Source organism: Corallococcus sp. RDP092CA (genome assembly GCF_041903675.1).
In the GTDB taxonomy this organism is placed as follows: Bacteria; Myxococcota; Myxococcia; order Myxococcales; family Myxococcaceae; genus Corallococcus.
This window is the reverse complement of sequence record NZ_JAYESI010000001.1, coordinates 441,474-458,984: the sequence shown is the minus strand read 5'-3', so window position 1 is coordinate 458,984 and position 17,511 is coordinate 441,474. Positions and strand designations below refer to the sequence as shown.

The 17,511-nt window shown below is 71.9% G+C and carries 13 protein-coding genes; 6 read left to right on the top strand and 7 right to left on the bottom strand.

Annotated features, from left to right (window positions below):
- Positions 1–324 precede the first annotated feature (324 nt).
- The 3 genes from mdoH to U8525_RS01730 are packed head-to-tail and all read right to left on the bottom strand — an operon-like array spanning position 325 to position 4,401.
- The gene (mdoH, locus tag U8525_RS01740) at positions 325–2,349 is read right to left on the bottom strand and encodes a glucans biosynthesis glucosyltransferase MdoH (protein WP_374260212.1); all 2,025 of its coding nucleotides are present in this window, start codon (positions 2,347–2,349) and stop codon (positions 325–327) included.
- Between the two features lie 46 nt (positions 2,350–2,395).
- Entirely contained in the window at positions 2,396–2,911 is a 516-nt protein-coding gene (locus U8525_RS01735; protein WP_374260210.1) for a hypothetical protein, read from the bottom strand.
- Entirely contained in the window at positions 2,899–4,401 is a 1,503-nt protein-coding gene (locus U8525_RS01730; RefSeq protein ID WP_374260539.1) for a glucan biosynthesis protein, read from the bottom strand. The genes U8525_RS01735 and U8525_RS01730 overlap by 13 nt, the downstream gene beginning before the upstream one ends.
- 550 nt (positions 4,402–4,951) lie before the next feature.
- Here U8525_RS01730 and U8525_RS01725 point away from each other — a divergent pair.
- The 4 genes from U8525_RS01725 (at position 4,952) to U8525_RS01710 (ending at position 9,588) form a co-directional block, all read left to right on the top strand.
- Complete coding sequence (locus U8525_RS01725) at positions 4,952–6,403, top strand: DEAD/DEAH box helicase (RefSeq protein WP_374260207.1); 1,452 nt, start codon at positions 4,952–4,954, stop codon at positions 6,401–6,403.
- A gap of 244 nt (positions 6,404–6,647) precedes the next feature.
- Complete coding sequence (locus tag U8525_RS01720; RefSeq protein WP_374260204.1) at positions 6,648–7,877, top strand: serine/threonine-protein kinase; 1,230 nt, start codon at positions 6,648–6,650, stop codon at positions 7,875–7,877.
- A gap of 53 nt (positions 7,878–7,930) precedes the next feature.
- Positions 7,931–8,755, top strand: a complete 825-nt coding sequence (locus tag U8525_RS01715; protein WP_374260201.1) for a hypothetical protein — start codon at positions 7,931–7,933, stop codon at positions 8,753–8,755.
- A gap of 11 nt (positions 8,756–8,766) precedes the next feature.
- Positions 8,767–9,588 (top strand): hypothetical protein, encoded by an 822-nt coding sequence (locus U8525_RS01710; protein WP_374260198.1) that lies wholly within the window; start codon positions 8,767–8,769, stop codon positions 9,586–9,588.
- Between the two features lie 10 nt (positions 9,589–9,598).
- Here the strand turns inward: U8525_RS01710 and U8525_RS01705 are convergent, their stop codons facing one another.
- Positions 9,599–10,564, bottom strand: coding sequence for a 3-oxoacyl-[acyl-carrier-protein] synthase III C-terminal domain-containing protein (locus U8525_RS01705; protein WP_374260195.1), 966 nt, complete (start codon positions 10,562–10,564; stop codon positions 9,599–9,601).
- A 4-nt stretch (positions 10,565–10,568) separates the two neighbouring features.
- Complete coding sequence (locus U8525_RS01700; RefSeq protein WP_374260193.1) at positions 10,569–12,485, bottom strand: thiamine pyrophosphate-binding protein; 1,917 nt, start codon at positions 12,483–12,485, stop codon at positions 10,569–10,571.
- A gap of 396 nt (positions 12,486–12,881) precedes the next feature.
- Between U8525_RS01700 and U8525_RS01695 the strand changes: the two genes are divergently transcribed.
- Complete coding sequence (locus U8525_RS01695) at positions 12,882–13,295, top strand: hypothetical protein (RefSeq protein WP_374260191.1); 414 nt, start codon at positions 12,882–12,884, stop codon at positions 13,293–13,295.
- A 276-nt stretch (positions 13,296–13,571) separates the two neighbouring features.
- Complete coding sequence (locus U8525_RS01690; RefSeq protein ID WP_374260190.1) at positions 13,572–15,176, top strand: tetratricopeptide repeat protein; 1,605 nt, start codon at positions 13,572–13,574, stop codon at positions 15,174–15,176.
- Positions 15,177–15,189: 13 nt separating this feature from the next.
- Here the strand turns inward: U8525_RS01690 and U8525_RS01685 are convergent, their stop codons facing one another.
- Positions 15,190–15,768 (bottom strand): GNAT family N-acetyltransferase, encoded by a 579-nt coding sequence (locus tag U8525_RS01685; RefSeq protein WP_374260188.1) that lies wholly within the window; start codon positions 15,766–15,768, stop codon positions 15,190–15,192.
- A gap of 76 nt (positions 15,769–15,844) precedes the next feature.
- On the bottom strand, positions 15,845–17,506 hold the full coding sequence (locus U8525_RS01680; RefSeq protein WP_374260185.1) for a HEAT repeat domain-containing protein: 1,662 nt from the start codon (positions 17,504–17,506) through the stop codon (positions 15,845–15,847).
- Positions 17,507–17,511: the final 5 nt, after the last annotated feature.

Sequence of the window (17,511 nt, the reverse complement as noted above, 5' to 3'; positions counted from 1 at the left end):
TCGTTGAGCGAAGGGTCCGCGAACTCCACCGTCGGGCTCTTGCTGGAGCCCACGATGCGCGCCCACGGCAGCTCCACCAGCTTCGGGTTCTGGAGGTACCTTGGACACATAGCCCGCGGCTGTCGCGTAGCCCTTGCTGCCCGTGTCGCGCCCCTCCATCGCGTCACTGGGCAGCACCTCCACGTGCTTCCACCAGCGGTCTTCACCCGATGCGGGAGGCTCCGCGGCGAAGGCCCCGGAGGAGACGAACAGCGCGAGCGCGGAGGAGGAGAGCCGGTTCATGCCCCGGAGCATCCAGGGCGAAGCCGGGTCATGCCACCGCGTTCACGCCTGCGCGCCCAGCCGCCGACCGCGCAGCTCCGACAGCGTGCGCGCGTCCAGCAGCACCGCGGACTTCTCCTGCGGGGACAGGGGCTCCAGGCCGCCCGCCAGCAGCTTGCGCCGCGCGGAGGCCAGCGCCACCGGGACGGAGGCCGTCGGCTGGGCCTCCAGCAGCGCCAGGTGCAGCGCGTGCGCGCGCGGGTCGGTGAGCACGTGGTCCAACGCGTCGTCCACCGGCTCCATCCCCTCCTCCGCCAGTTCCTGCGCGCGCACCAGCACCGCGGGCGGCTGGACCTCCTCCGGAATGAGGAGCAGGCCCTGCTTCTGAAGCCACAGGCCCAGCGACGCGCGCGCGGTGAAGACGGAGATGGCCGGGGCCAGCCACAGCCCCAGGATGACCGGCGACAGCCACGCCAGCATCCCCGGCGCCACCGCGACCGCCAGCGCCGCGAGCACCACGCCAATCCCCATGTGCCACTGGTGCCGGCGCAGCGCCTCCGACCACGGCAGGTCGGTGTCCTCGCGCTGCTGGCTGGTCCAGTTCACCTTGTAGCCCAGCAGCGTCCCGAACACGAAGTGCGACTGGAAGAGCATCATCACCGGCGCCATCAGCGTGGAGACGAAGCCCTCCAGCATCACGCTCAGCACCAGCTTGAAGCGGCCGCCCATCCGCGCGGACTCCTCGCGGTTCGCCAGCACCAGCCCCATGCCCAGCAGCCGGGGAATCCATAGCAGCGCCAGCGACAGGCCCATCAGCCGCAGCGCGCCCACCGTGTCGAACGCGTCTCCGCCCGGCAGCGTGGACTGGAAGCCCACCAGCGTCGCGGGCGAAAAGAACCACTCGTGCAGCGCGGCGAACAGGCCCGCCACCAGGAAGATGAGCCACAGGGGCGACGCCACATAGGACATCACGCCCATGAGGAAGTGCATCCGGCTCATGGGATGCAGGCCGCCCGCCATCACCAGCCCCAGGTGCTGGAGGTTGCCCTGGCACCAGCGGCGGTCGCGCTGCGCGTAGGCGAGCAGGTCCGGCGGCGGCTGCTCGTAGCTGCCCCCCAGTTCCGGCACCAGCCACACCGTGTAGCCGGCGCGGCGCATCAGCGCGGCCTCCACGAAGTCGTGGCTGAGGATGTGGCCGCCGAAGGGCTGCTGGCCTGGCAGCACCGGCAGGCCACAGTGCTCGATGAAGGGCGCCATGCGCAGGATGGCGTTGTGGCCCCAGTAGTTGGAGTCCCCCAGCTGCCACGCCGCCGCGCCCGCGGCCACGACGGGCCCGTACACGCGCCCCGCGAACTGCTGCAGCCGCGCGAACAGCGTGGAGCGCCCCACGTTCTGCGGCGGCACCTGGAGGATGCCCGCGCCCGGGTTCAGATCCATCAGCCGGGCCATCTGCACCACGCTGTCGCCCGCCATCAGGCTGTCGGCGTCCAGCACCAGCAGGAAGTCGTAGCGGCGGCCCCAGCGCTCGCAGAACTCCGCCAGGTTGCCGGCCTTCTTGGCCGTGTTGTCGGAGCGGCGGCGGTAGAAGATGCGCCCCTGCCCGCCCACCCGGCGGCACAGCTCCGACCACGCCAGCTCCTCCGCCACCCACGACTCCGCCCGCGTGGAGTCGCTCAGCACGTAGAAGTCGAACGCGTCCAGCTGCCCCGTCGCCGCGATGGACTCATAGGTGGCCTGCACGTGCGCGAACACGGCGGCCGGGTCCTCGTTGTAGACGGGCATCACCACGGCGGTGCGGCGCGAGAGGGGCTTCGCCGCCTCTTCTTCCGTGGGCCAGCGCAGCCCCGGCACCCGCTGGTTCAGGGCCAGCTGGATGAAGCCCGCGACGCCGCTCCAGAACGACAGGGCGATCCACGCGAAGCACACCGTGAACAGGCCCAGCACGAACAGCTCCGGCACCGTGGTGCCGTGCGCCGCGAGCAGGCGGTGCATCTCCACCGAGGCGAACCCGGTGGACAGGGCCGCCAGTCCCAGCACCATGACGCGGCGGGGACGCGCCAGGGCCGGAGTGTAGGGTTGGGCGTTCATGCGGACTCCGGGCTCCCGTGCGGCTTGGATGTGGGCGGTGCCGCGCCTAGCGCGACGGCGACACGCCCGCCGGGCTGGTGGCGGGACGCAGCCAGCGGCGCAGCATGTCCATGAAGGGATTGAGCACGAGCTGCTGCTCGCGCATCTGGCAGGGCACCTCCGCCGGGGCGGACATGGGCACTGCTTCACACACCGCCCGGCGCCAGGCCTCCGGCAGCGAGGACGGGGCGCGCATCAGCACGTCCGCGCCCCAGCGCGCGCCGCCCACCAGCACGAACGCGGCCCGGCCCCGCACCAGCAGCGACGGCCCCACGTGCGCCGGCCCGAGCACCTCCGCCAGCCACCCCTCCACCCGCCACCGCGCGAGCGCCAGCGCGGCCTCCGGCGACAGGGACAGCTCGCGCGTGCCCAGGACCCAGCCCGCCAGCTTCTCCAGGTCGCCGCGGCCGGTGAAGCCGAAGTCCTGGAAGAAGCCCACCAGCGCGGCGCGGGTGTCCGCGCGGGGCGCCTGGGGCATCGCCGGAGCGAAGGAGATGAACGGGTGCGTGGTCACGGAATCCACAGGTAGCTCCAGGTCTCGGTGAGGGTCTCGGAACCGCGTTTCAGGAAGCAGCGCAGCTCGACGGGGCCTTCTCCGTCGGGCAGGAGCTCGAAGGCCGCGCGGAAGCCGCCGGAGACGGCGTGGACCTCCGCGCGCGGGTGCAGCACCTGGCCGCGCGAGGCGGTGACGACCGCCTCCACCGGGCCCGTGCCCTCGCTGCTGGCCTTCGTGAAGTCGAGGACGAAGCGGCGCGCCCCCGGCTTGCTGCCCGCCGCGACACGCGTCGCCGCGACGGTGGAACCTCCGGCCTTCGCGCCCTCGGGGGAGAAGCCCCAGGACAGCCGGTAGGAGAAGCGAAGCTGTGAACCCGCCTGCACCGGCGCGTCCGGCACCCAGAAGGCCACGATGTTGTCGTGGATCTCCTCGCGGGTAGGGATCTCCACCAGCCGCACGGATCCCGCGCCCCAGTCCCCCACCGGCTCCACCCAGGCGCCCGGACGGCGCTCGTAGCGCGCCTCCAGGTCCTCGTAGCTGGTGAACGCCTGGTCGCGCTGCAACAGGCCGAAGCCCGACAGCCCGTCCGTGTGGAAGCTGCTCATCTGGAGCTGCTTCGGGTTCTTCAGCGGGCGCCACAGCCGCTCGCCGCCCTTCATCCACACGGAGATGCCGTCGGAGTCGTGCACCTCCGGGCGGAAGTCGTCGAAGTCGCCCGGGTCGTTCTCCCCGAAGAGGAACATGCTGGTGAGCGGCGCGATGCCCAGCTGGCGCACCGCCTTGCGCGCGAACACCGTCGCGTCCACGTCCATCACCGTGCGCTCACCGGGGTGGATGGCGAAGCGATACGCGCCCGTGACGCTGGGGCTGTCCATCAGCGCGTGCACCACCACCGCGTCCGCGCCCTTCGCCGGCGTCTCCAGCCAGAACTCGCGGAACGTGGGGAACTCCTCGCCCCCCGGCTGCGCCGTGTCGATGGCGAGCCCCCGCGCGGACAGCCCGTACAGGTTGTCCTTGCCGAGCGCGCGGAAGTAGCTGGCGCCCAGGAACACCGCCAGCTCGTCGTAGTAGTCCGGCGTGTTGAGCGGCGCGTTGACGCGGAAGCCCGCGAAGCCGTTCACCTTGCCCTTGGGCGGCGTGCCCACCAGGGGGCCATAGGTGAACTGGTCCGTGGAGAAGGGCACCGGGCGCGCCTTGCCGCCCTCCACCACGTTCACGGCCACCGGCCGCGTGTAATAGAAGCCCGGGTGGAAGAACTGCGCCCGGAACGGCAGCCCCTGCTCACGCCACAGCGACGCGGTGTCGCGGAAGCGGATGTCCCGGTACTGGTCGTAGGTGATCTTCTCGAAGGACGGAGGCACCCCGATGGGCGGCTCCTGGTACGGCTTCGCCGCGAGCGCGCGGGCCTTCTCCTCCACCGTCGCCGCGGAGAACCCCGAGGCCTTCACCGCCGCCCCCGCCTTGGGCTGCTGGGCGCACGCCAGCGCCGCCACGCACAGCCCCAACCCCCAGGCCATCCCCACCGTCTGTCGCTGCCACCGCTTCAAGTCCCGCTCCTCCCAGGGGCCCACCGACCGCGCCAGGACGGCGCGACGCGGCAAAGGCTAGCAACGGTTGTGCCAGGCGACAGGAGGCGGGAGTTTTCCCAATCATTCCAAGGGTCTGCCCAAGGCCGGCCCCAGCGAGTTATTTGTCACTCAAATGATTTCGGTGGCTTGAGAGGGCGCTGAGAGAGGGGGCCGGCGGCGCCTGGACTGGGGGGTTGTGGACGATGCGGACAGGGGGCCAACAGCCCTGTCCGAAATCTCCACAGCGGCATGGGGCAGGCAGGCGGGGAGGATTTCCCGGGACATTGGCCCCCATTGCAGGCAGTGTGGCCGGGCCCTGGGAGGGCGCCGGGAATCCGCCCGGCGACCCAGGGGTTCCAATTCGTTCGCAGGTGCCTCGGGCCGCTGCTTGGCCTGACCGCGTACCGCCAGGCGCCCCCGTCATTCGGCGGGAGGGCGCGCTGCGCGGTCGGTCCCCCGCCGGAGGGGGAGTGCGCCGACCCTTCTCATTCGGGATTTCATGACTTTCGACGAACTGCAGTTGACCGATTCGCTCCTCAAGGCCGTCAAGGCGGAGGGTTACTCCACGCCGACGCCCATCCAGGCGAAGGCAATTCCACACGCCCTCGCGGGCAAGGATGTGTTGGGCGTGGCCCAGACGGGCACGGGCAAGACGGCGGCGTTCGCGCTGCCCATCCTCCAGCGGCTGTCGGCCAAGGCGCCCGCGGGCGGCGCGCGGCCGGTGCGCTGCCTGGTGCTGACGCCCACGCGCGAGCTGGCCAGCCAGGTGAGTGACAGCTTCGCCACCTACGGCAAGCACCTGCCCCTGCGCCACGCGGTGGTGTTTGGCGGCGTGGGGCAGACCCCGCAGGTCCAGGCGCTGCGCCAGGGCGTGGACATCCTGGTGGCGACGCCGGGGCGCCTGTTGGATCTCATCGACCAGGGCCACGTGACGCTGCGGGCGCTGGAGGTGTTCGTGCTGGACGAGGCGGACCGCATGCTGGACATGGGGTTCATCCACGACGTGCGGCGGGTCATCAAGGTGCTGCCGCCGGTGCGCCAGACGCTGTTCTTCAGCGCGACACTGCCGCCGGACATCATGGACCTGGCGCGCAACATCCTGAAGGACCCGGTGCGCGTGGAGGTGACGCCGGCGTCCAGCACCGCGGAGACGGTGAGCCAGCAGGTGTACTTCGTGGAGCGCGAGGAGAAGCGCGCGCTGCTCACGCACCTGTTGAAGGACGCGACGGCGATCCCGCGGGCGCTGGTGTTCACGCGCACGAAGCACGGCGCCAACCGCGTAGCCAAGCAGCTCACGGCGGCGGGCGTGCGCGCGGACGCCATCCACGGCAACAAGAGCCAGAACGCCCGCGAGCGCGCGCTGGACGAGTTCCGCGCCGGCACCCTGCGCGTGCTGGTGGCCACGGACATCGCGGCGCGCGGCATCGACATCGACGGGCTGTCGCACGTGTTCAACTACGACCTGCCCAACGTGCCGGAGCAGTACGTGCACCGCATCGGCCGCACGGGCCGCGCGGGCGCCAGCGGGAAGGCCGTGTCCTTCTGCGACTCCGAGGAGCGCGCGTACCTGCGCGACATCGAGCGCACCATCCGCCGCAGCGTGCCGGTGGTGGCGGACGCCGCCTTCCGCTCGCAGCTCCCCCCGCCCCTGCCCGGTGACGTGGAGGACAGCCGTCCCCCGATGAACCGGGGCGGCCGGGGCCCGTCGCGCGGCAACGGCGGCGGGGGTGGCGGTCAGCGCCGCGGTGGGCGCGGAGGCCGCGGCGGTGGCGGCGGTCAGGGCCGTCCCAGCGGTGGCTCGCCGCGTCAGGCCAGCGGGGGTGGCGGCAATGCCCAGGCGCCGCGCGGCGGTGGCCAGGGGCGTCCGCAGCAGCCCCGGCCCGCGGTGGCAGCGCCCGCGGCGGGGCCGAGCTCGCCTCCGCCCCGGCGTCAGCTGTCCAAGTGGGGCTGAGGCCGTCCCTCCGGGCGGGGCGCGGCGGTGAGCGCCGGGCCTTTTCCGGATGAGCAGGGATGGATGGAGTTCATGACGCCCGGGTCCTCGTTCGAGGGGCCGGGCGTCCGGCTGTCCGGGGTATGGCCGGGGTATGGAACGAAGGGGCTTGGCTCGCGCCCTGGCGGATGGGGCGTGGTAGCGTGGCGCCCTGTTTCACGGCGGTGCCTCGCACCCGTTTTGTCATCAGGACACGCCCTCTTCCATGACGCGCACGGCTGACGGTGAGCTGCACATCGATTCGGTCCTCCGGAATACCTACAAGGTCGTCTCCGTGCTGGGGCGGGGCGGCATGGGTTCGGTGTTCCTGGCCCAGCACCTGCGGCTTCCGGGCAAGCAGGTCGCGGTGAAGGTGCTGCGCGTCGGGGATCACGTGGGGCCGGAGCTCCACGTGCGCTTCCGGCGCGAGGCGGAGATCGCCTCCCGGCTGGGGCACCCGAACATCGTGGAGGTGCTGGACTTCGACACGCTGGAGGACGGCAGTCCGTTCCTGGTGTTGGAGTACCTGCGCGGAGAGAGCCTCGCGGACCGGCTGCGGCGCGGGCGGCTGACGCTGGAGGAGGTGTTCTCCTTCACGCGGCAGATGGGGTCGGCGCTCCAGGCGGCGCACCGCGCGGGCATCGTCCACCGCGACCTGAAGCCCGCGAACATCTTCCTGGTGCCCACGGACTCCGGCGGCGTGGTGGGCGAGCGGGTGAAGCTGCTCGACTTCGGCATCTCCAAGGTCATGTCGTCGGAGACGCTCCAGACGCAGGAGGCGGTGCTCATCGGCACGCCGCAGTACATGTCGCCGGAGCAGGCGCAGGGGCAGAACAGCCGCATCGACGCGCGGACGGACCTGTTCGCGCTGGGCGGCATCGTGTTCGAGATGATCTCCGGCATGACGCCCTTCGGGGGCGGGTCGCTCGCGCAGATCATCTACCGGGTGGTGCATGAGCCGCCGGTGTCGCTCGCCACGCTGATGCCGGACCTGCCGCCGAACGTCCCGAGGGCGGTGGCGCGGGCGCTGGAGAAGAACGCGGATCACCGCCACCCGGACGTCGCGTCGTTCATCGAGGAGCTCACGGGGACGGCCGGCCACGACACGCCCACGAGGGTCGAACCCCAGGTGCAGCCAAGGCCCGCCAGCAACAAGCCCCCGGTCTCCGCGGGGGGCCGGAAGCGCCTGGCGGAGCCCACCCTGGCGCAGGCCATCGCCGACCTCAAGGAGGCGCGCGCGGCGTTCTCCGCCACCAAGTGGGGCGACGCGGTCCGTTACGCGCAGCGCAGCTACGCGGCCCAGGACAACCTGGCCGCGCACCATCTGGCCATCCGCGCCCGCTGCCAGACCGGCGACATGTCCAACGCCCAGGCGGAGGCCCGTGCGTTGACCGCCCAGGAGCTGAAGCCGGTCGCCGTCGAATGTCAGACCCACGAGATTGACTTGACGCCATGAGCAGACACCGCCCGGCCGAATGACCTCGGCCGGGTGAGGGGGATACATCCAACATGAAATGCATCGTCGCCGTGGCCGTGCTGGCCACCTTCCTGGGCATCACCCTGCCCGCCCATGCCGCAGCGTCCGCTCCCGTGGAAGCCGGCAAGGTCTTCGTCGGCCCGCAGGGAGAGCAGGTCGCGGTCGTGCCGCTCACGCCCCGCGAGCAGAAGAAGTTCCTCCTGCGCATCCAGGGCACGGGCTCCGTCCTGGACAACCTGGTCCTCCCCTACACGGTGAAGGACTGGAGCAGCATCGGCACGCTGCGCCAGAACTACACCACCCAGTTGCACGGCAAGGACTACTCGCCGCTCGTCGTCGTGGGCACGCGCACGGAGCTGTACTTCCCCGGCCGCTCCGGCAACGGCATCGTGGTCCAGTACGACGAGGCGCGCTCCCAGAAGCTCAAGCCCGAGGAGTTCTACGCCCAGCATCAGCAGCAGACCCAGAGCGGCCAGCTCGCGAAGCTGATGGCCTTCGACCGCAAGGCGGAGGAGGCCGTCCATGACACCGCCTACGCCGAGGCGCTCCAGGCGCTGAACACCACCTGCGGCACCTCCGTGGCGGGCGCCATCGACTGGAGCACCGTCACCGAGCCCTTCCTCAAGGCCCAGAACATCGCCAGGTATTGCGCCCACCCCCTCTCCGCCCTGAAGGCCCTGTGCGGCGGCTCCGAGGAGGCCCGCCGCACCGTGAAGGCCCGCATCCAGCGCATGGACTGCCGCTTCGGCGACGCGCTGGAGCCCGCCCTGCAAGGTGACCGCTTCGTGTGGACCACCACGCCGGAGGCGTCCAGCCAGGAGAAGGCCGCCACCCGCTACTTCAAGAAGCACCTCTAGGCCCGCGCACCATGCTCATCCAACACATCCTTCCCGTGGCCATGCTCCTCGCCGCCAGTCCCGCCGCCGTCGAACCGCCGTGGGGCAAGGCGGAGAACCTGGGCCAGCGCATGCTCCTGGAGGCCACCGCCGTCTGCACCGACGGCCGGGGCCACTACGTCGTCTCCGTGCCCCGGGAGGACACGGACGACCTGGACGACCGGCTCTACTACGGCGACGGCAAGTCCCTGGTGGAGGTGCCCCGCCCCAAGGGCCGCGGCCTTCCCGCCACCACCTTCCTGGATCCGCGCTTCTTCAACCCCACCGCCATCGCGGACTACGACGGCGTGGACCTTCGCGTGCACTCCCAGCTGAACGTGGACACGAAGGAGCGTACCTGCTCGCTCCGCTGCGGCGAGCGCAAGGCGACGCTGGAGCTGCTCCCCGGCGCGGAGGCGCGCGAGCTGCTGCGCAAGGCCACCTACGTGCCCAACCCGCAGAAGTTCGCCCCGCACGCGCTCCTGCGCGACTCGGAGGGCACGTACTACTACGTGGACAAGGGCTCCACGCCCGCGGAGTCCCGCAACTTCCGCGTCTTCATCGGGCCCCGGGGCGACCTGAAGCCCCAGAAGATGACCAACGTCGTGGCGGACTCCGAGGGGGAGATCTTCACCACCAAGAAGGGCCAGCTGCGGCTCGTCATCGACCGCGCGCAGAAGCCCATGTGGATCGAGAAGGCGCGCAAGGAGGTGGAGCTGCGCAACGTCCCCGTGGAGCAGAACCTGCCCCTCATCTACAACGAGCTGGGCGTCTACACGGGCGCCCGGCTGGGCACGCCCTGCGACGACCAGTAGCCCGCGTCCGTCAGACGCGCACCAGCAGCGCCATCTGGTGCGCGCCGATGCCCAGGCCGACCATCACCAGGTACTTCGTGCGCAGCTCGCGGTGGAACCGGGCCAGCGTCACCGGCATGGACGCGTGCACCATGTTCCCGTACTCCTCGAAGGTGTCCAGGTACTCGCGCGGGCGGAGCTCCTGGGCCCAGTGGTCCATCAGCTTGCGCGTGGCCTGGTGGGAGATGAGCGTCACGTCCTCGCGCGCGATGCCGTGCTTCGCGAGCAGCCGCTCCACCAGCCGAGGCGGGCCGTTCATCCCCGAGTTCAGGAACGCCTTCACGCCCGCCGCCGGCGCGATGCCGTAGGTCGGGTACGCGAGCCCGGACTCCGGGCGCGCACCCATGATCATCGCGCCGTATTCGTCGCTGAAGGTGTCCGCGCCCCAGTCCACCAGCGCGAGCCGGTCGCCCGCGCCCACCACCACCGCGCCCGCGCCGTCGCCGATGCCAATGGCGTGGCCCTGCGTGTAGTCCACGTTGCGGGTCCACGCGGAGCCCACCGCCACCAGCGCGTGCTGGATGCTGCCCGCGCGCAGGGCCTCCCAGGCCAGCACCACGCCCATCAGGAAGTTGGCGAAGTCCGCCTGCACCGGCACCACCAGCGTGCCCTGCGACAGGCCCAGCTCGCGGTGCACCGCGTACAGCTCGTTGGGCGTGATGAACTCCGACACCGACACGTAGCCGTACAGCCGCTCCACGTCCGACGCCGCCAGCCCCGCGTCCTTCAGCGCCGCGGCGCCCGCCTTCGCGGTGAGCGCGGCCAGGGACTCGCCCCGCCCCAGCACCCGGCGCTCGCGGTTGCCGTAGAAGAGCGCGTGCTCGCCGCCGCTTCCGGCGGCGCGGCGCAGGTGCTCGAACAGCGGGTCGTCATTGCCGCGCACCTGCTCGGGGACAGCGGCGCCGACTCCCAGGAGTGCGTAGGTCGCGGCGGTCATGGCGCTACTTCGCGTCCGACGCCACCGCGGCGAAGCGGTCGCCGTACGGCGGGACCTCGCGGTAGTCGATGTGCGCGATGATGACCTGCGGCTGACCGGACTCGTTCGCGCGGCGCAGCACCTCCGGCAGCAGCGCATCCAACTGGCCGGGGGCGTTCACCGTGTAGGCGCGCGCACCCAGGGACTCGGAGAAGGCCTTCAGGTCCGGGTTGCCCAGGCCATAGAAGTCGTCCTCCAGCGGCTTCGAGCGGTCCTGCACGTGCTCGCCGTGGTTCACCATGCCCAGGAAGTTGTCGTTGAGGACGATGGTGACCGTGCCCACGCGGTAGCGCGAGGCGGTGAGCATCTCCGTGCCGTTCATCAGGAACGCGCCGTCGCCGACGACGGCCACCGCCGTGCGCTCCGGCCGGCCCACCTTGCCGCCGATGACGGCGCCGCAGGACCAGCCCATGGACGACAGGCCGCACGGGTAGAAGATGCGCGCGGGCGGCGTGATGTGCAGCAGGTGCGCCGTCCAGCCCGTGCAGTTGCCCATGTCGATGTACAGGTCCATGTCCGGGCTCAGGTGCTTGTCGAGCTCCGCCATCAGGTCCTGCGGCTTCACCGAGTCCCGGTCCTGCGGGGCGCGGATGACGGGCGCGGGCTCCGTCAGCGCCATCACCTGCGCCCAGCGCTCCTGCACGCGCGCGCCGCTGGACGGGCCAATCATCTGCCCCAGCTCCGCCAGGCCCGTCATCACCGAGCCCACGTCCGCCACGATGGGCAGCCGCACCGGCAGGAACTGGCCGATGTTGGAGGCGTTCACGTCCACCTGGATGACGTGGTGGATGGCCTGGAAGTAGCGGTGGAAGCTGCGCGAGGCCCACTCGCCCAGGCGGCTGCCGAGGATGAGCATCACGTCCACGCCGTCGCGCAGGTACGCCTCGGCGCGCTTGCTGCCGGCCAGGCCCAGCACGCCCAGCGACAGCGCCTCGCGCTCGGAGAACAGCCCCTTGCCGCGCATGCTGGTGGCCACCGGGATGCCGTGCTGAGTGACGAACGCGGTGAACGCCTCGGCGTGCTCCGCCATCGCCTCGCGCGCGCCCGAGCCCAGGAAGATGAGCGGACGGCGCGCGGTGCGCAGCAGCGTGAACGCGGCGCGCAGGTCCTCGAAGGGCGCCGTCGCCGGACGGGCGCGGAAGGCGCCGCGCGTGGTGGGGATGGACGCGCGGTGGATGGGCTGGCGCGCGATGTTGGACGGCACGCTGAGGTGCGCGGCGCCGCCGGGCAGGCCCTGCGCGGTGCGCAGGGAGCGCGCCAGCAGCCGCTGGAAGCTCTGCGCGTCCGGCACGCCCGTGGAGCTGGCGCACGCCTGGCGGAACATCTCCACCGTGTTCACGCCATGGGTGCTGCTGCTCTCCTGGAGCGCCATCAGGCCCACGCGGTCCGTGGCGACGTTGCCGCTGATGGCCAGCATGGGCACGCCGTCCAGGTGCGCGGAGGCCACGCCCGTCAGCGCGTTGGTGGCACCCGGGCCCGCCGTCACCATGCACACGCCCAGCTTGCCGGTGGCGCGCGCGTAGCCGTCCGCCATGAACGCCGCGCCCGCCTCGTGCGACGCGATGATGAAGCGCATGGAGCCGTGCTTGCGCAGCGCCTGCTGGAACGGCGCGATGTTGCCGCCCGGGATGCCGAACACCGCATCCACCTCTTCCGCCTCCAGGTGCGCGATCACGCAGTCCGCGACCGTGAGGTCCTCCACCGTCTTGAAGCCCCGCGCGTTCGTGTCCCCGTACATCGGGATCGGCTCGCCCTGCCGGGCCTCCAGCGCGGTCGTCTTCACCGCGGCGGGCGCCTCGTGGCGCAGTGCCTCGACGGGCACCTCGTTCCGCAGGGGGTTCGACGCGACCGACTGGAGCTCAGCGAGCGAGGAGCTGGACATTGAAGGACGTCTCCAAGGCCCCGGTTCCCAAGAAGGCCGACGCGCCTGCGTCGTTCTGCTGCCACCGAGTCCGGGGGGACCTCGATGCCTTGTGGCAGTGTTGTGGGGGTGCTGGAAAAATGCATCCCCTTGATACCGGGGAACCGAGCGATTGTGAAGTAAAAAGAGTGGAAAGTTCGCCTGGGGCTGGATTCTCAGACTTCGCGATGGCTATCACGTTTACCCAGGGACGTCTTCATCTTCACCAGGAGAATGATGTTCGCGCGCGCGTACGCGCGAGTAAGGAGGAGTGGATCCATGCCTCCACCGACTGGAGTAGGCTCGTGGACGCGCTGCCATCCGGCCGGAGTCGCACGGCGATGGCGCGTGCACCACAAATCCAACGTGGGGGTTGTCATGGCTGAGAATCTGCGGACGGAGTACGGCTACCGGATCAATGCGCCGGGCTACATCACCCCTGCCGAGGCCAAGGTCTGGTTCGAGGACCTGCGCGCCAAGGTAGCGCTGAAGCGCGGGCGGCCCTTCGGGCTCATGGTGGATATCCGCAGCCAGAAGGCGAACCCGCCGGAGACCCAGGAGCTCATCAAGCAGGCGATGGGCTGGCTCCGGCAGAACGGCATGGTGCGCTCGGCGGTGGTGCTCGACAGCACCGTGGCCCGCCTGATGATGGTGCGCATGGCCAAGCAGAGCGGCGTGTACGAGTGGGAGCGCTACATCGACGCGTCGAAGGACACGGACTGGGAGCACAAGGCGATCGACTGGATCACGAACGCCGCGGAGCCTTCCAAGGAAGAGGACGCCGCGGCCTGATGTCCCGTCCCTGGGTGATGGCGGTGGAGGCCCTCTTGGAGAGGCCCACCGCCTCCCCTGCCCTGCCCGGGCGCTGTTCCCCTCGCTACCTCCCAGGTCCTGCCCGTGATTCCCGGGTCCCCGCGGACGCCAGGCTGGTTCGGGGCGCTCCTGCTCCTCCTCGTCGGACTGCTGGGCCTGCGCTGCGCCTCGCCAGCGCCGCCGCGTCCTGGCCGGGTCCCGAAGGCGTCCCTGTCAGCGCTTTCCTCCCCTGCCCCTACCGCGCGGGTGTTGCGGGTGCGCGTGTACGCGGACGTGGACCACCGGGCGCGGAGCCTCCATTGGGAGCGCGGCTTCGCGGCGTGGCTCGAGCGCGCGAGCGACGCGGTGCGCGGGCCGCTCGGCGTGACGTTCGAGCTGGAGTCCGCGAGGGCGTGGGAGCGGCGCGATTCAGCGGGCCCGCTGGAGCCGGTGCTCGGGGAGCTGGAGGCGCTGGACGCGGGCGAGGACGTGGACCTCGTGCTCGGACTGGTAGCGGCGCCCACGTCCTTCAGTGGCGCCCAGCACGAGCTGGGCTTCGCGCGCGTGCTGGGGCGGCACTGCGTGCTGCGCGGCCTGGGCGGAGAGCTGCCGGTGGAGGCGCGGCAACGGCTGGAGGTCGCGGTCCTGCTGCATGAGTGGGCGCACACCCTGGGCGCGCCGCACGTGCGCGACGGACGCGGCTGGATGTCGCCGAAGTACGACGCGGGCCAGACGGGGTTCGATGCGCGGACGCTCGCGTTGCTGGGCGCGGGGCTCCGGTACCTGCCCGGAGCGCGCGTGGAGCTGGAGCCACAGAAGGCGTGGGCCCGGGAGCTGCGCGGCGTGGTGGAGCCCCTGACCGGCCCCGCCTGGGAGGGGCCCGAGCGGGACTTCCTCCTCGAGTGGACGGAGCGGGTGCGCGCCTCCGACGTCGTGCTGGGACCGGAGGGCACGCCGCGTTCGCTGACGCCGCTGGAGCGGCAGCGGCTGGCGGAGGTCATCGCCCTGGACAAGGCGGGCCGGACGGAGCTGGCCGCGGAGCTCCTGGAGCCGCTGGCGGTGCGGCATCCGCGGGACGAGCGCGTGCAGCTGCTGGCGTGCTACCTCGCCGTGCACCTCACGCCGGGGTCGGACGCCACGCGCGAGCGCTGCGAGCGGGCCGTCGCGCGGTTCCCGAGAGAGCCCTCCCTGCGCATGAACGTCGCGCTGCTCCACCTGCACGCGGGCCGCTTCGACGAAGCACGGGACAGCCTGGTGGCGGCGCGGAGGAACCTGGAGGCCCGGGCGGAGGTGGAGCCCGCGCAGTGGGCGGACCTGGCGGGCCTCTTCCTCCGTGCGCACTGCGTGACGTGGGCGGAGCAGACCGCGGCCCTCGCTCCGGGGCTGGCGGCGTCCACGGCGGTGCTGGAACAAGCGGCCCGGCTCCGGAGGCAGGTGGCGCTGCCGGTCATCGAGCCCGCGAGGGAAGGAGCCCTGGTCCGCGCGGTGGCGGACATCGAGGCGCTGTTGCGTGCCGGGTCCTCGGGCCCCGCGCGTGAACGGCTCGCCGCGCTGGCGCGGGCGTTCCCCGGAAGCCCGTCGGTCACGCTCCTCCAATGTGAGCTGCACCTGCTCCAGGGGCGCCTGGGCTCCGCGCGCAAGGCCTGCGAGCAGGTGCTCGCGCTCCGGGAGGATGCGGTGCAGGCCCACCTGCTGCTGGGCGTGCTGGCGACGAACACCCGCGCCCATGCGCGTGCACGCAAGCACCTGGAGCGGGTCATCGCGCTGGAGCCTTCGCGCACGGAGGCCTGGCACCTGCTCGCGCGCGAGTACCGGGGCACCCGTCAGCTGAAGACGCTCCAGGCCCGCTACCACGAACAGTTCGCGCGCGACCTGCCGTGAGCCTCGCGGCGGCCTACGTCGCGACGGACGCGCGCCAGGCTTCCTCGAGCAGCGACATCAGGAGGATGTCGTTGAAGCCCCCGCCGTTCGCGTCGACCTGGTAGCCGCGCAGCACGCCTTCCTGCTGGAAGCCCGCGCGGGCCAGCGCCTTGCACGACGCGCTGTTGCGCACGTTCACCATGCCCTCGATGCGGTGCAGGTTCAGGTGCTCGAAGCCGAAGCGGATCAGCGCGGGCAGGATTCCCGTCATCACGCCCTGGCCCCACAGCGCGCGCGCCACCATGTAGCCCACCTCCGCGCGGCGGTCCTTCTGGCTCCAGTTGAAGAGGGTCAGGTAGCCCAGCGGCGTCGGGGCGTCTTCGCGCGCCAGCACCCACCGGATGCCCCTGCCCTGGCGCATCGCCTCCAGGTCGCCGATCAGCTTCTGGTGCAGCGTCTCCCGGAGCACCGGCACCGTGAAGTTGAGGCTCCGCGCCACGTCCGGATCCGAGTAGAGCGCGATGACCCCGTCCAGGTCCTCCGGGGTGAAGACGCGCACCCGGAACGGCGGGGGCACGACGGGCAGCGGCAGCGTGACGTAGGACATGGACATGCGGAGCAGGCCCCGTGCGGTAGGGACGGGAGCACCCTACCGGTTGAGCGCCATCACCGCCATGGCACTGGCGTGTTCACGCCTCCTCCAGCAGTCGGCGTCGCTCGCGCAGGACGTCGCGGAGCGGATCCCACTCGCCCCGGGCCCAGGGCAGCACCTCGTCCACCATCGCCCGGTGGAGGGAGGCCAGCGCCGCGTCGGGCGTGCGCCTCCCGGTGAGGGTGGAGTCTCTCCACCCTTCATCCATGGTCATGCAGGCCCCGCTCCTCAGCGCCCGGTACGCGGCGAAGGCGCACGTCGCGAGCAGGTGCTCCGGCTCCCCGGGCGCGAGGCCCGTAAAGCCCACGACCCGCCTTTCGGCGTCCGCCACCATCAGCGTCGCGTAGTGGAGGCACCACGCCGCGTTGAACAACTCCGACGCCAGGAGCTGGCTGGGGACGAACAAGCCGATCTCCATCGCCTTGCGCTGGTGCGCCGCGTCCGGCGCGAGGACCCACTCCTCCAGCGCGAGGAGGCTCGACTGGGCGCCGTCGTTCTCCGGCCCATGCCTGTCCCAGAGCCGCGCCGCGACGCGCGCCACCGCCACGCACAGCCGGACCTCCTCTTCCTGGGTCAGCGGCCCCAGCGACTCCACCCAGGCCCGCAGCCGGGCGGAGTCCGGGTGCTCCGCGTCCACCGGCAGCGGCCCCGGCCCCGGCCCCGCGAGCGCCAGGGCCAGCCGCGGCGAGCCCGGCCCCGGGGTCCGCGCCTCCACGGGCAACGGGGTGCTCCGGACGATGGCGTCCGCCACCGACTCGGCGTGCACGCGCATGCACCAGGCGAAGCGGTCGCCGTGTCCCCGCTTCAGGGCATGCGTCACCACGCGCCGCAGCAGGCCCACCGCGGGCCGGGCCTCCGCCCCCATCCCCGCGAGCAGGTGGAGCGCGAAGAGCCCCAGCCGGGCCCCGTCCTGGTCATCCGGAAGGAGGCCCACCAGCCCCCGCGCCGTCGTGTCCAGCAGGGGCAGCGCCCGCGAAGGCGACAGCCAGGACAACACCTGGAGGACGACGACGCGGCTCTCGTCGTCCAGCACCACCTGCTCCTCCAGCGCGCGGAGGACCTCCTCGGAAGGCGGCGTGCACCGGCCCAGCACGCGCAGCGCGGAGCGGCGGACGTAGGGGCTCTCGTCCGACAGCCGCCCCAGCGCCTCGCGCAGCACGTCGTCCGGGACGGGACCGTCCAGCGCCGCCAGCGCGTCCAGCGCCGTCGCTCGCGCCTGCCACTGCGTCTTGTCCTGGCAGGCCTCCAGCAACAGCCGCACCGCGAGCCGGGAGGGCCGAGGACGCAGGTACACCAGGGCCCGCAGCGCCTGACGCCGAACCCGGGCGCTCCGCCGGGACAAGAGCTCCAACACGGCGGGCACCGCGCACCGGGGCAGCGGGCCTGCCTCCATCAGCGCCTCGAGCACGTTCAGGCGGAGGTCCGCGTCCGCGGACTCCTTCTCCGCCAGCTGGGGCCTCGCCAGCACCTCCAGCAGCGCGGGCACCGCCCCCAGGCCGATGGCCCGCAGCGCTTCGTGCGCGTCATACGAAGAGGCCGTCTGCGTGCCGCCCTGCGCCACCAGCACCGCCGCCCACTCGCGGGGCGTCCGGTCCGCGTGCCGGAAGCCCGAGCGCACCATCAGCGCGTCCAGCCGGCGCAGCGAAGCAAGGTCGTCTCCGGAGGCCCGGCGCCGGGCCTCCGCCAGTGCGTCACCCATTCCGG

Coding starts and splice junctions, on each gene's coding strand:
- mdoH (WP_374260212.1), bottom strand. CDS start 2,349: ATGAACGCCCAACCCTACACTCCGGCCCTGGCGCGTCCCCGCCGCGTC.
- U8525_RS01730 (WP_374260539.1), bottom strand. CDS start 4,401: ATGGCCTGGGGGTTGGGGCTGTGCGTGGCGGCGCTGGCGTGCGCCCAG.
- U8525_RS01725 (WP_374260207.1), top strand. CDS start 4,952: ATGACTTTCGACGAACTGCAGTTGACCGATTCGCTCCTCAAGGCCGTC.
- U8525_RS01720 (WP_374260204.1), top strand. CDS start 6,648: ATGACGCGCACGGCTGACGGTGAGCTGCACATCGATTCGGTCCTCCGG.
- U8525_RS01715 (WP_374260201.1), top strand. CDS start 7,931: ATGAAATGCATCGTCGCCGTGGCCGTGCTGGCCACCTTCCTGGGCATC.
- U8525_RS01710 (WP_374260198.1), top strand. CDS start 8,767: ATGCTCATCCAACACATCCTTCCCGTGGCCATGCTCCTCGCCGCCAGT.
- U8525_RS01705 (WP_374260195.1), bottom strand. CDS start 10,564: ATGACCGCCGCGACCTACGCACTCCTGGGAGTCGGCGCCGCTGTCCCC.
- U8525_RS01700 (WP_374260193.1), bottom strand. CDS start 12,485: ATGTCCAGCTCCTCGCTCGCTGAGCTCCAGTCGGTCGCGTCGAACCCC.
- U8525_RS01695 (WP_374260191.1), top strand. CDS start 12,882: ATGGCTGAGAATCTGCGGACGGAGTACGGCTACCGGATCAATGCGCCG.
- U8525_RS01685 (WP_374260188.1), bottom strand. CDS start 15,768: ATGTCCATGTCCTACGTCACGCTGCCGCTGCCCGTCGTGCCCCCGCCG.
- U8525_RS01680 (WP_374260185.1), bottom strand. CDS start 17,506: ATGGGTGACGCACTGGCGGAGGCCCGGCGCCGGGCCTCCGGAGACGAC.